General features: G+C 69.6%; 13 protein-coding genes. 10 read left to right on the forward strand and 3 right to left on the reverse strand.

Going from position 1 to position 14,825, the window contains the following annotated elements; genetic code table 11:
* Positions 1–40 precede the first annotated feature (40 nt).
* Positions 41–2,263 carry a TonB-dependent receptor gene (locus tag FHS98_RS15125; RefSeq protein WP_167106928.1) on the forward strand — a complete coding sequence of 741 codons (2,223 nt, stop codon included), beginning with the start codon at positions 41–43 and terminating at the stop codon, positions 2,261–2,263.
* On the opposite strand, the gene gcvA is transcribed toward FHS98_RS15125, so the two are convergent.
* Positions 2,238–3,149, reverse strand: coding sequence for a transcriptional regulator GcvA (gene gcvA / locus FHS98_RS15130; RefSeq protein WP_167106931.1), 912 nt, complete (start codon positions 3,147–3,149; stop codon positions 2,238–2,240). The genes FHS98_RS15125 and gcvA overlap by 26 nt on opposite strands.
* 92 nt (positions 3,150–3,241) lie before the next feature.
* Between gcvA and FHS98_RS15135 the strand changes: the two genes are divergently transcribed.
* Together FHS98_RS15135 and astD are read left to right on the forward strand one after the other, a co-directional pair.
* A complete protein-coding gene (locus FHS98_RS15135) occupies positions 3,242–4,438 on the forward strand; it encodes an aspartate aminotransferase family protein (protein WP_167106934.1) in 1,197 nt (398 codons plus the stop codon).
* Positions 4,439–4,452: 14 nt separating this feature from the next.
* A complete protein-coding gene (astD, locus tag FHS98_RS15140; protein ID WP_167106936.1) occupies positions 4,453–5,874 on the forward strand; it encodes a succinylglutamate-semialdehyde dehydrogenase in 1,422 nt (473 codons plus the stop codon).
* Here astD and FHS98_RS15145 read toward each other — a convergent pair.
* On the reverse strand, positions 5,858–6,742 hold the full coding sequence (locus tag FHS98_RS15145; RefSeq protein ID WP_167106939.1) for a LysR family transcriptional regulator: 885 nt from the start codon (positions 6,740–6,742) through the stop codon (positions 5,858–5,860). The two genes, astD and FHS98_RS15145, sit on opposite strands and share 17 nt — an antisense overlap.
* Before the next feature lie 94 nt (positions 6,743–6,836).
* Between FHS98_RS15145 and FHS98_RS15150 the strand changes: the two genes are divergently transcribed.
* On the forward strand, positions 6,837–7,832 hold the full coding sequence (locus FHS98_RS15150; protein WP_167106942.1) for an aldo/keto reductase: 996 nt from the start codon (positions 6,837–6,839) through the stop codon (positions 7,830–7,832).
* A gap of 20 nt (positions 7,833–7,852) precedes the next feature.
* Here FHS98_RS15150 and FHS98_RS15155 read toward each other — a convergent pair whose 3' ends face one another.
* Positions 7,853–8,947, reverse strand: a complete 1,095-nt coding sequence (locus FHS98_RS15155) for a branched-chain amino acid aminotransferase (protein WP_167106945.1) — start codon at positions 8,945–8,947, stop codon at positions 7,853–7,855.
* A gap of 302 nt (positions 8,948–9,249) precedes the next feature.
* Here FHS98_RS15155 and FHS98_RS19105 point away from each other — a divergent pair, with 302 nt between their 5' ends.
* The 6 genes from FHS98_RS19105 to FHS98_RS15185 are packed head-to-tail and all read left to right on the forward strand — an operon-like array spanning position 9,250 to position 14,814.
* Complete coding sequence (locus FHS98_RS19105) at positions 9,250–10,401, forward strand: diguanylate cyclase (protein ID WP_167106948.1); 1,152 nt, start codon at positions 9,250–9,252, stop codon at positions 10,399–10,401.
* Positions 10,402–10,456: 55 nt separating this feature from the next.
* Entirely contained in the window at positions 10,457–11,620 is a 1,164-nt protein-coding gene (locus FHS98_RS15165; protein WP_167106951.1) for an aminotransferase class I/II-fold pyridoxal phosphate-dependent enzyme, read from the forward strand.
* The gene (locus FHS98_RS15170) at positions 11,617–12,228 is read left to right on the forward strand and encodes an alpha/beta fold hydrolase (RefSeq protein WP_167106954.1); all 612 of its coding nucleotides are present in this window, start codon (positions 11,617–11,619) and stop codon (positions 12,226–12,228) included. The genes FHS98_RS15165 and FHS98_RS15170 overlap by 4 nt, the downstream gene beginning before the upstream one ends.
* Positions 12,225–12,968: a methyltransferase gene (locus FHS98_RS15175; RefSeq protein ID WP_167106957.1), complete on the forward strand. Its 744-nt coding sequence runs from the start codon at positions 12,225–12,227 to the stop codon at positions 12,966–12,968. Before FHS98_RS15170 ends, FHS98_RS15175 begins: the two co-directional genes overlap by 4 nt.
* Positions 12,965–13,582, forward strand: coding sequence for a dethiobiotin synthase (gene bioD, locus FHS98_RS15180; protein ID WP_167106960.1), 618 nt, complete (start codon positions 12,965–12,967; stop codon positions 13,580–13,582). Before FHS98_RS15175 ends, bioD begins: the two co-directional genes overlap by 4 nt.
* Entirely contained in the window at positions 13,579–14,814 is a 1,236-nt protein-coding gene (locus tag FHS98_RS15185) for an adenosylmethionine--8-amino-7-oxononanoate transaminase (RefSeq protein ID WP_167106965.1), read from the forward strand. Before bioD ends, FHS98_RS15185 begins: the two co-directional genes overlap by 4 nt.
* Positions 14,815–14,825 lie beyond the last annotated feature (11 nt).

The following is a 14,825-nucleotide window of genomic DNA, read 5'->3' on the forward strand; positions in this document are numbered from 1 at the left end:
GCGCGCGGCCGACGTCCCTTTTCAGCCGATCGGAAATCCCATGTCCTTCTTCCCGCGCGCGCTGCGGCGCGCGTCCGTCATGCCGTTGGCGCTCGCCGCGGCACCCGCTTTCGCGGCCGACCTGCCGCCCTCTCCGGGCGACATCCTCGTCACCGCCGGCAAGCAGCAGGCGAGCATCGAGAACACGCCTTCCACCCGCGCGTCGATCGACGCCGACACCATCGCCCGCACCGTCAACGCGATGAACGTGGAGGACACGGTCAAATATCTGCCGAGCCTGATCGTGCGCAAACGCCACATCGGCGACACGCAGGCCCCGCTCGCCACGCGCACCTCGGGCCTCGGCTCCTCGGCACGCAGCCTGGTCTATGCTGACGGAGCGCTGCTTTCGTCCCTCATCGGCAACAACAACACGACCGCCTCGCCCCGCTGGAGCCTCGTCAGCCCGCAGGAGATCGAGCGCATCGACGTGCTCTACGGCCCCTTCTCGGCCGCCTATCCGGGCAATTCGATCGGCGCGGTGGTCAACATCACCACGCGGCTGCCCGATACGCTCGAAGCGACGGCGAGCGCCGGCACCAGCGTGCAGCGCTTCAACCAGTATGGCACATCCGACACGCTGCCCACCTATCAGATCGGCGGCACGCTGGGCGATCGTTTCGGCCCGCTCGCGCTGTTCGCCAGCGTCGATCATGTGACGAGCCACGGCCAGCCCTTGCTCTATGTGACCGGCGCGCAGCCCGCGGGCACCACCGGCGGCTTCGACAGCAGCACGCGCACCGGCGTGCCCACACGGGTGCTCGGCGCGAGCGGGTTCGAGCGCCAGTCGCAGGACCAGATCAAGCTCAAGGCGGCGCTGGACATCACCCCGGACATCCGCCTCACCTATGTCGGCGGCTTGTTCCTCAACGACACAGACGCGCACGCCGAAACCTATCTGAGCGGCGCAGGCGGCGCGCCTGCCTACACCAGCGGCTTCGACAGCGGCATCTATCGCTTCGACGAGCGCCACTGGTCGCACAGCGTCACCGCGGCGGGCTCGGGCGACCGCTTCGACTGGCAGGTGATCGGCACGCTCTACGACTTCGCGCACGACGTGCAGCGCACGCCGACCGGCACGGCCCCGGCCGCGCTTTCGGGGGGAGCGGGGAACGTCACCCGGCTCGACGGCACCGGCTGGAAGACGCTGGACGCCAAAGGCGCATGGCGTTCCGACGCGGCGGCGACGCACACGCTGAGCTTCGGCGCGCATGGCGACTGGTTCCGCCTCAACAGCAACCGATACAGCACGACCGACTGGCTGAACGGCCCCGACGGCACGCTCAACCTCCAGTCGCGGGGCCGCACCCGCACGCTCGCGCTCTGGGCGCAGGATGCGTGGAGGCTGCTTCCCGCCGTCACGCTGACGGCGGGCGGGCGCTACGAATGGTGGAAGGCCTATGACGGACGCAACGTCTCGCTGACGCCCGCCATCGCCGCCGATCAGCCGGAACTGTCCGCGCATCGCTTCTCGCCGAAAGCCTCGCTCGCCTGGGACGCCGCGCCGCACTGGACGCTGCGTCTCAACTTCGGCGAGGCATGGCGCTTCCCGACGGTCGGCGAACTCTACCAGATCGTGACGACGCCGGTGCCGGCGGTCCCCAACCCGAACCTGAAGCCCGAGCGCGCGCTCTCCGAGGAGCTGGCGATCGAGCATCATGACGCCCATGGCTCGATCCGCCTGTCCGTCTTCAACGAATCCATCAAGGACGCGCTGATCTCGCAGACCGGGCCGCTGCCCGACACCGCCCAGTTCGGCACCTTCGTCCAGAATGTCGACCGGACACGCGCGCGGGGCATCGAGCTGGCCATCCAGCGCACCGATCTGCTGCCCCGCTTCGATCTCTCAGGGAGCGTCACCTATGCCGATGCGACCACGCGCAAGGATACGGTGTTCCCGGCCGCCGAGGGCAAGCTGCTGCCGCAGGTGCCGCACTGGAAGGCGAGCGTAGTGGGCACCTGGCGCCCGGTCGACCGCGTCTCGCTCACCGCCGCCGCGCGCTATTCCAGCCGCAACTTCGGCGCGCTCGACAACAGCGACGTGGTCGGCAACGTCTATCAGGGCTTTTACAAATATTTCGTCGTCGATCTCCGCGCGGACATCCGCGTCGGCGACCACATGACCTTCGCGCTCGGCGTCGATAATGTGAACAACGACAAATATTTCCTCTACCACCCCTTCCCGCAGCGGAGCCTGTTCATGCAGGTCGGATGGAAGCTGTGACGCGGGCCTCCGCCAGCATCCAGTCGCGGAGCTGGCGGAAGGCGGAGGACTCCATCCTCGCCGGCGGATAGGCGAGGTAATAAGCGCGCTCGCTCGGCAACGGCAGGTCGAAAGGCCGGACGAGCGCGCCGGAGGCCAGCTCCGGCTCGATCAGGAAGCTCGGCACCAACGCGGCCCCCGCTCCCGCCGCCGCCGCCTGCGCCAGCATCAGGAAATGCGAGAAGCCGGGCAGCGGCCCCTCCGGCACATGATCCACCCCCGCCAGCGCGAACCAGCGCGCCCAGGCATCTCGCCGGTTCGACTGGACGAGCAGCGGCAGCCGGGCGAGATCGCGCGGCTCGCGCAACCCTTCGGCCAGCGACGGCGACACCACCGGGATCGCCGCCTCGCGAAACAGCAGGTCGCAGACCGCGCCCGGCCAGTCGGGGCGGCCGAAATGGATCGCCGCGTCGAAAGGCTCGGTCACGAAGTCGAACTCGTCCGCGCGGGCGGCGAAGTTGACGATCAGATCGGGGTGCCGCTCGGTGAGCCTCGGCAGGCGCGGCGCCAGCCAGCGCATCCCGAAGCTCGGCAGCGTCGCCAGCTCGATCACCCGTTCGCTGGGCCGAGCCATCGCGCGCGCCGTCGCCCGTCGGATCGCGCCCAGCGCCGCCTCCACCTCCTCGGCATAGGCACGGCCCGCCTCGTTGAGGCTCACGCGCCGCCCGGTCCGGTCGAACAGGCTGACGCCGAGCCATTCCTCCAGATGGGCGATCTGGCGGCTGATCGCGCTTTGCGTGAGCCCCACCTCGGCGGCGGCGCGGCTGAAGCTGCCATGGCGCGCGGCCGCGGCGAAGCTGTGCAGCATCGCCATCGGGGGCAGCGTGCGGCGATCCTCCTCGCTCATTCCATTCCCTCATGAGGATATGACGCTTTTACGTTTGTGCGTAGGCAGCGCCGGGTCAATAGCCATGCGATCCGCGCACAAGGAATGAGCCGATGACCAGCCCGATCATGCCCGTCTACAACCCCGCCCCCGTCACCCCGGTGCGCGGCGAAGGCGTGTGGCTGGAGGAGGCCGACGGCACGCGCTGGCTCGACTGCATCAGCGGCGTCGCCACCAACGCGCTGGGACATTGCCACCCGGCGCTGGTCGAGGCGCTGACCCGTCAGGCGGGCAAGCTCTGGCACACCTCCAACGCGATCCGCGTGCCGGGCCAGATCGAACTGGCCGAGCGACTGGTCGCGCACAGCTTCGCCGATCGCGTCTTCTTCTCCAACACCGGCACCGAGGCGGTGGAGTGCGCGATCAAGACCGCGCGCCGCTATCACAAGGTCAACGGCCAGCCCGAGCGCTTCGAGGTGATCGGCTTCACCGGCTCCTTCCACGGCCGCACCTATGGCGCGATCAACGCGTCTGGCAATCCGGCCTATCTCGACGGCTTCGGCCCGCCGCTGCCAGGCTTCCTCCATCTCGCAATGGACGATCACGAAGCCTTCGCCGAGGCGGTCGCGCGGCCGGGCATGGCGGCGGTGATCGTCGAGCCGGTGCAGGGCGAAGGTGGCGCGCGGGCCTTCTCGGGCGAGGATCTGCTGCGCCTGCGCCAGCTTTGCACCCGGCATGGCGTGCTCTTGATCCATGACGAGGTGCAGAGCGGCATGGGCCGCACCGGCAAGCTCTTCGCGCACCAGTGGTTCGAGGGCGCCGCGCCGGACATCATGGCGATCGCCAAGGCGCTGGGCTCGGGCTTCCCGGTCGGCGCCTGCCTCGCGACCGAGGAAGCGTCGAAGGGCATGGTCGTCGGCACGCACGGCTCGACCTTCGGCGGCAATCCGCTCGGCATGGCGGTGGCGATCGCCGCGTTCGACGTGATCGCGAGCGAGGAGACGCTGGCCAACGCCCGCACCGTGTCCGACTATCTCCGTAGCCGTCTTCAGGCGGTCGCCGAGCGCAATCCCGACATGATCGTCGAGCTGCGCGGCAAGGGGATGCTGGTCGGCCTCAAGCTCAAGCCGAACAACCGCGAATTCCTGATGAAGGGCTGGGAACAGCACATCCTGCTCTCGGGCTGCGGCGACAATTGCGTGCGCATCCTGCCGCCGCTGATCCTGACGGAAGCGGAGGCCGACGAGATCGTCCGCCGCGTCGAGGCGACCTGCGCTGCGATGCGCGTGCAACTGGCCGCGGTGGCGTGATAGGAACGCATCCCATGACGCGCTTCATCTCAACCAATCCTTCGACCGGCGAAACCCTCTGGGAAGGCGATGCCGCCGGCCCGGAGCAGGTCCACTCTGTCCTCGCCAAGGCCCGCACCGCGTTCGAGGGCTGGTCGGTGACGCCGCTCGACGAGCGCATCGCCTTCGTCCGCGCCTTCAAGGCCCGACTGGAAGCGAATGCGGAGACGCTCGCCAGCGCCATCTCGCAGGAGACGGGCAAGCCGGCATGGGAGGGCAAGCAGGAAGCGGCCACGATGGTCGCCAAGGTCGAAACCTCGATCAAGGCGCAGGCCGAGCGGGCCGGTGAGCGCGAGCAGGGCATGGCCTTCGGCCGTGCGATCCTGCGCCATCGGCCGCATGGCGTGATGGCGGTGCTGGGGCCGTACAACTTCCCCGGACACCTGCCGAATGGTCATATCGTCCCGGCGCTGCTGGCGGGCGACACGGTGGTGTTCAAGCCCTCCGAAGAGACGCCGCTGGTCGGCGAGATCATGGCGAAATGCTGGGCCGAGGCCGGCCTGCCGGAGGGCGTGTTCAACCTCGTGCAGGGCGGACGCGACACCGGCGCTGCGCTGCTCGACGGGCATATCGACGGGCTGCTCTTCACCGGTTCGGCGGGTGCGGGCGCGCATTTCCGGCGGGTGTTCGTGGATCGCCCCGAGGTGATCCTCGCCCTCGAACTGGGCGGCAACAATCCGCTGATTGCGTGGGATGGTGACACGCAGGCGATCGCTTCGATCGTGGTCCAGTCGGCCTTCATCACCTCGGGCCAGCGCTGCTCCTGCGCGCGTCGCCTGATCGTGCCGGAGGGTGCTGAGGGCGATCGCATGGTGGACGCCGTGGCGCAGATGACCGACCGCCTCACCATCGGCCAGTGGGACGAGACGCCCGAGCCGACCTTCGGCCCGCTCATCTCCGCCGCCGCCGCCGACAAGGCGCGCGAGGCGGTCGCCGCGCTCGTCGCCAAGGGTGCGAAGGTGATCCGTCCGTTCGAAAAGATCGCCGGCCGTTCGGACGCCTATGTCACCCCCGCGATCCTCGACGTGACCGGGCTCGACGTGCCGGATGCGGAGATCTTCGCGCCGGTGCTGCAAGTCATCCGCGTCGCCGATTTCGACGCCGCGATCCGTGCCGCCAACGCCACCGCCTACGGCCTCTCGGGCGGCCTGATCTCGGCCGACGAGGCGCTGTGGCGGCGTTATGCGGATCGGGCGCGGGCGGGCGTGCTCAACTGGAACCGCCCGACCACGGGGGCGGCCGGCACCATGCCCTTCGGCGGGCTCGGCTCCTCGGGCAACCACCGCCCGAGCGCTTATTATGCCGCCGACTATTGCGCCTATCCGGTCGCAAGCTTCGAGGCCGGCGTGGTCGCGGACCTGTCGGGCGAGATCAAGGGCCTCAAGGCCGCCGGATGAAGTCCACGAAAGCCCGCAAGGGCGCCGGCATCAGCCGCCGGCTCGGATAGTAAAGGAAGGGGCCGGTGAAGGACTGCCACCAGTCGGGCAGCACCGGCTCCAGCCGCCCATCGGCGAAATAGGGCTCCAGAAAGCCCTCGAAGCTCTTGATGATGCCGAGGCCGGCGATCGCCGCGGCCACCTCGTCGTCGAAATTGCCGCCGGTGAAGCGCCCGGCCGGCGTGATGCGCACCATCTCCTCGCCCCGCTCGAACTCCCACGGATGCATGACGCCGCTCGAAAAGCGGTGGAGCACGCAGTCATGACCCAGCAGATCGCGCGGATGCTCGGGGCACCCCCGTTCCGCCAGATAATCGGGCGATGCGCCGCAGGCGAAGCGCTGCACGCGCGGGCCGATCGGCACCGCGATCATGTCCTGCTCCAGCCGCTCCTCATAGCGGATGCCGGCATCGAAGCCCGCCGCCAGCACGTCGATGAAGCGATCATCCGAAATCAGCTCGACCGAGATGCCGGGATGCGCCTTCAGGAAGGCCGCGATGATCGGCGGCATGATCTGCCGCGTCACGGCCCCCGGCGCGTTGAGGCGCAGCGTGCCCCTCGGGCTGTCCCGATAGCCGTTGACGACATCCAGCGCGGCCTCGACCTCGCCCAGCGCCGGCCCCAGCCGCTCGATCAGCCGCGCGCCTGCTTCGGTCGGCGTGACGCTGCGCGTGGTGCGGTTGAAGAGGCGGACACCCAGCCGTTGCTCCAGCCGCCGCACCGCTTCCGAGAGTGTCGAGGCCGAGACGCCGCGCAGCAGCGCCGCACCCCGGAAGCTCCGCGCACGGGCGACGGCGGCGAAGGCGTCGAGATCGGCCAGGTCGGTCATTGTTCGATTATCCGTACAGCTCGTGCAACGCTTGCCGGATTATCGCACGGCCGGCGCGCCTCCATAAAGCCCCCCGGCACAGGAGGCTGAACGCATGGATATTCGCACTCTCGGAAAGACCGGCCCGAAGGTTTCGGCGGTCGGGCTCGGCTGCATGGGCATGTCGGGCATGTATGGCCCGTCCGATCGGGCGGAGGGCATCGCCACGATCCATGCCGCGCTCGATGCCGGCATCACGCTTCTCGACACCGGCGATTTCTACGGCATGGGGCACAACGAGATGCTGATCGGCGAGGCCCTGAAGGGGCGCCCGCGCGACAGCTATCAGTTGAGCGTCAAGTTCGGCGGCCTGCGCGCGCCCGACGGATCATGGTGCGGCTTCGACGCGCGGCCGGCGGCGGTGAAGAATTTCCTCTCTTATTCGCTCCAGCGGCTGGGCGTCGACCACATCGATATCTATCGGCCGGCGCGGCTCGATCCGAACGTGCCGATCGAGGACACGATCGGCGCCATCGCCGAGATGGTGGAGAAGGGCTATGTCCGCCATATCGGCCTGTCGGAGGTCGGCTCCGAAACGATCCGCCGGGCGGCGGCGGTGCATCCGATCGCCGATCTCCAGATCGAATATTCGCTCGTCTCGCGCGGGATCGAGGACGGCATCCTCGACACCTGCCGCGCGCTCGGCATCGACATCACTGCCTATGGCATCCTGTCGCGCGGGCTGATCTCGGGTCATTGGAGCAAGGACAGCATCGCCGCACCGACCGACTTCCGCTCGCACTCGCCCCGCTTCGAGCAGGGCAATATCGACGCCAACCTCGCGCTGGTGGAGGCGCTGCGCCGGGTGGCGGAGGCCAAGGGCGTGACGGTCGCGCAGATCGCCATCGCCTGGGTGGCGGCGCAGGGGCAGGACATCGTGCCGCTGATCGGCGCGCGCCGTCGCGATCGGCTGGCCGAGGCGCTGGGCGCGCTCGACGTGCGGCTCGACAAGGCCGATCTGGAGGCCATCGAGCGTGCCGTCCCCAGGGGCGCGGCGCAGGGCGACCGCTACAACGCCTGGGGCATGGCGACGCTCGACAGCGAGCGTTGAGGGAAGGGGGTGCGCCCGCCTCAGCGGACGCGGCGCACCCAACCCTTGGCGTCCTCGATCCGGCCGCGCTGGATGCCGACGAGGGCGTCCTTCAGCATGTCGGTGGTCTCGCCGCCACCGCCATTGCCGATGGTGAAGTCGCCGGCCGTGCTCTTCACCTGACCAATCGGGGTGACCACCGCCGCCGTGCCGCAGGCGAACACCTCGCGCAGCTTGCCCGAGGCGGCGTCGGCGCGCCACTGGTCGATCGAATAGGGCTCCTCGTGCACGGTGATGCCCTTGCCGCGCGCCAGCTCGATCACCGAGGCGCGGGTGATGCCGGGCAGGATCGTGCCGGTCAGCGGCGGCGTCTGGATCGATCCGTCGTCGAACAGGAAGAAGATGTTCATGCCGCCTAGCTCGTCCACCCAGCGATGCTCGACCGCGTCGAGGAACACCACCTGATCGCAGCCATGCTTGATCGCCTCGGCCTGCGCGATCAGGCTCGCGGCATAGTTGCCGCCGCACTTGGCCGCGCCCGTGCCGCCCGGAGCGGCGCGGGTATAGTCGTCCGACACCCAGACGCTGACCGCCTTCTTCCCGCCCTTGAAATAGGCGCCCACGGGGCAGGCGATCACGCAGAAGATATATTCCGCCGCCGGCCGCACGCCGAGGAAGGTCTCCGACGCGAACATGAAGGGGCGCAGATAGAGGCTGCCCTCGCCGCCCGGAATCCACGCCTCGTCGATCTTGATGAGCGCGTCGAGCGCGCCGAGGAACAGTTCCTCCGGCACCTCCGGCATCGCCATGCGGCGCGCGGATTCGTTGAAGCGGCGGGCGTTCTGCTCGGGGCGGAACAGGGTGATGCCCCCGTCCTCGGCGCGATAGGCCTTCATCCCCTCGAAGATTTCCTGCGCATAATGCAGCACGGCGCAGGCCGGATCGAGCTGGAACGGGCGGCGCGCCTCCACCTTGGCGCTATGCCAGCCCTGCCCCTCGGTCCACTTCACGGTCACCATATGATCGGTGAATACGCGGCCGAAGCCGGGGTCTTCCAGCAGCGTGGCCCGCTCGGCCGCCGCCACCGCCGCCGGGTTGGGCTCGATCGAGAATTGCAGCTTGGCGTCCGCGTTCATGCACCGCTCCTTGGATCTGTCGCGCTCCCCTTATCGAGCCGAAGGGCGGCAGGCCACCCCCGCCTGTCCGAACGGACACGGCTCATCGACTCGACCGCGCAAAGCCGCGCACGCGATCATGTGGTTAACGAATCATCTCCATCGTCGTCGCCACGAAGAAATCCGCCGAAACGCCGATAAATTCCGGGGCGATTGCCTAAAAATCCGACGTCCGTGGACATTTTGGTAACCTCGGTTACCTATCCCGGCTCCTATTGCAGGGGCATGTCATGGCATTAGAGGGTCCGAGCGAGTCGAAAGGGGTGCGTGGCCGCATCGATGCGGCGCTGCGCGACCTGTTTGACTGGTTCACCGGCCTTCCGCGCGAGGAAGCCATCGACTTCCGCAGCGACATCCTCGAAACCGTGATGCTGAAGCCGAGCGCGCTGCTGCTCACCGGCATGGGCGTGCTGCTGATGAGCGGCACCGTCATGGCGCTGACCGGCGCCGGCTGGGCCATTGCGTGGTTCGCCGTCGATTCCCTGCTCCTCGCGCTCCGCCTGATTCCCACCTTCCTGCACGAGCGGCGAGGGCGGCAGATGCCGGCCCCGCTGGCGCGCATGGTGGTGATGAGCGCGCTCATCATGTGCCTCATCTTCGGGGCCGGCTGCTCGGCCACCGTGCTGATGCAGACCAAGCCGTTGATGGTGGTGGCGACGGGATCGCTGATCGGTGTGGTCGCCGGCCTCGCGACTCGCTGGGCGGCGCTGCCGCGGCTCGCCCTTCCCGCGATCGTGGTGATCGCCGTGCCCTTTTGCGCGGCGGTGGCGACGGCCGGCAATGGCATGTTCCGCGCCGGCGCCATGCAGTTCGCGGTTATCATCGCCGCCACCGCCGCGCTGACGCTCCAGAACAACCGCACGCTGGTGGCGCTGTTCCGGGCGGAGCGGCGCAACCGCGTGCTGGCGACGACCGACAGCCTCACCGGGCTTCCCAACCGCGCCGGCCTGATCGCCGAGCTGAACCGCCTGCGCACCGCCGCCACGGACGGGCAGGACGGCGAGATCACCTCGCTGTTCGTCGATCTCGACAGCTTCAAGGCGGTGAACGACCGCTTCGGCCACAGCGCGGGCGATCGCGTGCTGGCGGCGGCGGCGATGCGGCTGCGGGCGGTGGCGGCGCCGCACTTCGTCTGCCGGCTCGGCGGCGACGAATTCGTGGTGGTGATGAACAGCAGCGATCGCGCCGTGGCCACCTTCGTCGCCCGCCATATCGCGGAGCGGATACGCGAGCCGATCGAAGGCTGCGCGGCCGAGCCGGTGCTGATCGGCGCCAGCATCGGGGTCGCCTTCGGATCGATCGCCAATCGCGACGCCGAGCAGATTCTCGCCGAGGCGGACATGGCGCTCTATCTCGCCAAGGATGCGGGCGGCGGCCGTCACGCGATCGGCAGCGGCCTGCGGGTATCGGCCTGATCCCTCTCGCAGACGGTTCCTTGTCGCGCCGATCCGCTCTAGAGGCGCGCAGGACATGGCCGCGCTCGCAACCCACCTCGCCGCCGCGCTGGAGCGCATCGACGCCCGCCACGAACGGCGCCGGCTCAGCGCCACCACGCTCGAAGCCCAGGGGCGGCTGACGCGCGGCGCCGCGCGGCTGGTCGACTTTTCCAGCAACGACTATCTCGGCCTCGCCCTCCACCCGCTGCTGGCCGAGCGATCGGCGGAATGGGCGGCGCGGCTGGGGAGCGGCTCGGGCGCCTCGCGGCTCGTCACCGGCACGCACGAGGCGCATCTGGCGCTGGAGGCGAAGATCGCCGCCTTCAAGGGGAAGGAGGCCGCCCTGCTCTTCCCGAGCGGATGGCATCTGAACGCGGCGGTGCTGGCGGCGCTGCTCAGGGCCGCGCCCGGCACGCTGCTGTTCACCGACCGGCTGATCCATGCGAGCCTCCATGCGGGCGCGGCCGGGCATCGCCAGATCCGCTTCCGCCACAACGATCTCGATCATCTGGAGGAATTGCTCGCCGGCTATGCCGACCGGCCCGGTCCGCGCCTGATCGTCACCGAGAGCGTGTTCAGCATGGACGGCGACCGGGCGGACCTCGCCCGCCTCTCCGCCCTTGCGAAGGCGCACGACGCCTTCCTCTATCTCGACGAGGCCCATGCCACCGGCGTGCTCGGGCCGCAGGGGCGCGGCCTCTCCGCCACCGTGCCCGACGCCGCCGACCTGGTGATGGGCACGTTCAGCAAGGCGCTCGGGAGCTTCGGCGCCTATGTCGCGGGATCGCGGCTGCTGATCGACTATCTGGTCAACGCCTGCGGGGGCTTCATCTTCTCAACCGCGCCGCCGCCCGCGATGCTGGGCGCGATCGACGCGGCGCTGGATCTCGTGCCGAGCATGGACGCCGAGCGCGCCCGCCTCGCCGCCCATGGCGGGCATCTGCGCGCGCGGCTTCATGCGGCCGGGATCGACACCGCCGACAGCTCGACCCAGATCGTTCCCGCCATCGTCGGCGGCGCCGAGGAGGCACTGGCGCTGGCCGAGGCGTTGGCGGCCGACGGCCTGCTCGCCGCCGCGATCCGCCCGCCGACCGTGCCGCCCGGCACCAGCCGCCTGCGCCTCGCGTTGCGCGCGCCGCATGACGAGGCCGATATCGAACGTCTCGCCGATGCGATCGTCGCCCGGATGCAGCGATGAAACTCATTCTCCTGCACGGCTGGGGCTTCGACGCGACGCTGTGGGACGGCGTGCGCGCCGCGCTGCCCGAGTTCGAGACGATCGCGTGGGATCGGGGCTATTTCGGAGAACCCTCGGCAGAAGCTGTCACAGGGCCGTGCATTGCCATCGGCCATTCGCTCGGCGCGATGCTGTTGGCGGGCGCAATGCAGGAGAGCTGCGTCGGGCTGATCGCGATCAACGGCTTCGACCGCTTTGCCGGGGAGGGCGCTGTGCCGCCGCGCGTGGTCGAGCGGATGCGCAGGCGTTTCGGGGAAGCTCCCATGGAGGTGCTCGCCGACTTCCACACCCGCTGCGGCGGCGGTGAGCCCCCGCCCGCGATCCGCGACGAAGCGGCGCTGGCCGCCGACCTCGCCCTGCTTGCGGAGGCCGACCGGCGCGGCATGGTCCGCGTGCCGACGCTGGTGCTGCATGGCGCGGCCGACCCGCTTCTCCCCGCACCGATGCGCGACGGCGTCTTCGCCGGAGCCCCCTGCGAGACGCTGCAGGAGGCGGGCCACCTCCTGCCCCTCACCCATCCCGGCTGGTGTGCCACGCGCATCCGCGCCTTCGCGAGCCTCCTCGCTTGAGCATCGCCGACGCCTTCGGCCGCGCGGCCGACTATGATCGCCACGCCGCCGTCCAGCGCACCGTCGCCGGGCGGCTGGCCGGCCGCGTCGCCGCGCTGCCGCTCGCGGCGGCCCCGCGCATTCTGGAGATCGGTTGCGGCACCGGCCTGCTCGGCGCGGCGCTGGTCGATCGCCTGCCCGGCGCGCGCTGGCATATGACCGATCTCTCCCCCGCGATGGTCGAGCGGGCACGCCAGCGCTTCGCGGGCCGCCCGGATATCGCCTTTGCCACGATGGACGGCGAGGCCCCGGACATCGCCGGCCGGTTCGACCTGATCGTCTCCAGCCTCGCTTTCCAGTGGTTCGCGGACCTGCCCGGCGCCATCGGACGGCTGGGCAAGCTGCTCGCCCCCGGCGGCCATCTCGTCTTCACGACGATGGCGGCGGGCAGCTTCGCCGAGTGGCGCGTGGCGCATGACGGCCTCCCCTGCGGCACGCCCGATTATCCGGAAGCCGGGGCGCTCTCCGCGATGGGCCTCGGCGTCACGATCGAGGCGCTGCCGGTGCGCCACCACGACGCGCGGGGTTTCCTCCATGCGGTGAAGGCGATCGGCGCCGGCACGCCGCGCCCCGGCCATAAACCGCTAACCCCCGCCCAGCTTCACGCGGTGATGCGTCGCTTCGAGGAGGCGGGCTCCATCGCCAGCTATGTCGTCGCCACTTGCGTCCTCGGCGCTTCGGGAGAACAAGCGCGGGCATGACCCGCCTTATCGTCACCGGGACGGATACCGGCATCGGCAAGACCGTCTTCTCCGCCGCGCTCGCGAGCGCGCTCGGCGCGACCTACTGGAAACCCATCCAGTCGGGGCTGGAGGACGGCGCGGACGCCGACAGCGTGGCGGCGCTCGGCGTCGAGCGCGTGCTGCCCGAAGCCTATCGCCTCACCCAGCCGCTCTCGCCGCATCGCTCGGCCGAGCTGGACGGCATCACGCTCGATCCCGTTCAGCTCACTCCGCCCGAGGTGAAAGGCCCGCTGGTGGTCGAAGGAGCCGGCGGCGTGCTGGTGCCGGTGACGCGGCAATTGCTCTTCGCCGATCTCTTCGCGCGCTGGGGGATGCCGGCGGTGCTGGTGGCATGGACCGGGCTCGGCACGATCAACCACAGCCTGCTCTCGATCGAGGCGCTGCGCGCGCGGGGCGTGCCCATTCTTGGGCTCGCCTTCGTCGGCGACGAGAATGAGGATAATGAGGCCACCATCTGCCAGATCGGGCAGGTGAAGCGGCTGGGCCGCCTGCCGATCCTCGATCCGCTGACGCCGGGCGCGCTGCGCGGCGCCTTCCACGAGCATTTCCGCATCGAGGATTTCCGCGCGTGACCTCGCCCGTCTGGCACCCTTTCACCCAGCATGGCTTGCGGGAGCCGATCCCGCTGGTCGAGCGGTCCGAAGGCGCGGCTCTCCACACGGCGGACGGGCGACGGATCATCGACGCCATCTCGTCCTGGTGGGTGACGACGCACGGCCATTGCCATCCGCGCATCATGGCCGCGATCCGCGCGCAGGCCGAGACGCTCGACCAGATCATCTTCGCCGGCTGGACCCACGAGCCCGCCGAACGGCTCGCGCAGGGCCTCGTCGGGATGATGCCGGCGCCGCTCGCCCATGTCTTCTATTCGGATTCGGGCTCCACCTCGGTGGAGGTGGCGCTCAAGATGGCGCTGGGCTTCTGGCTCAACCGGGGCGAGCCGCGCCACCGCATCCTGACGCTGGAGCATGGCTATCATGGCGACACAATCGGCGGCATGTCGGTTGGCGCGCGAGGGGTCTATAATCAGGCGTACACACCGCTGCTGTTCGACGTCGGCACGCTGCCCTTCCCCATCGGTGACGGGCAGGCGACGCTCGATGCGCTGGAGACCGCGTGTCGGGACAAGCCCGCCGCGCTGATCCTTGAGCCGCTGGTGCTGGGCGCAGGCGGGATGCTGTTCTATTCGCCCAGGGTGCTGGCCGAGATGCGGGCGATCTGCGCGCGGCATGGCGTGCTCTTCATCGCCGACGAGGTGATGAGCGGCTGGGGCCGCACCGGCACGCTGCTCGCCTGCGAACAGGCGGGGATCGTGCCCGACATCCTCTGCCTCTCGAAGGGGCTGACCGGCGGCGCGATCCCGCTCGCGGTGACGATGGCCACGCCCGAGATCTTCGAAGCGCATTATTCCACCGACAAGGCGAAGATGTTCTTCCACTCGTCGAGCTACACCGCGAACCCGATCGCCTGCGCCGCCGCGCTCGCCAACCTGGACGTTTGGCGCGACGAGCCCGTGGCTGAACGCATCGCCACGCTGGCGGAGCGGCAGGAGGCGCGGATCACGGCCCTCCCCAATATCCGCGATGCGCGTCGGCTGGGCACCATTGCCGCCTGTGAGATCGGCGGAGGCGAAGGCTATCTCGCCTCGATCGGACCGGCGCTGCTGGCCTTCTTCCGCGAGCGCGACCTGCTCGTCCGGCCGATGGGCAACACCGTCTATGTGATGCCGCCCTACTGTATCGACGAGGCCGATCTCGACCGCATCTACGCGGCGATCGGCGAGGCGGCGGAACGCTTCGGCTGATCCCTCCCCGG

This window comes from Sphingomonas oligoaromativorans, assembly GCF_011762195.1.
Classification (GTDB): domain Bacteria; phylum Pseudomonadota; class Alphaproteobacteria; order Sphingomonadales; family Sphingomonadaceae; genus Solisphingomonas; species Solisphingomonas oligoaromativorans.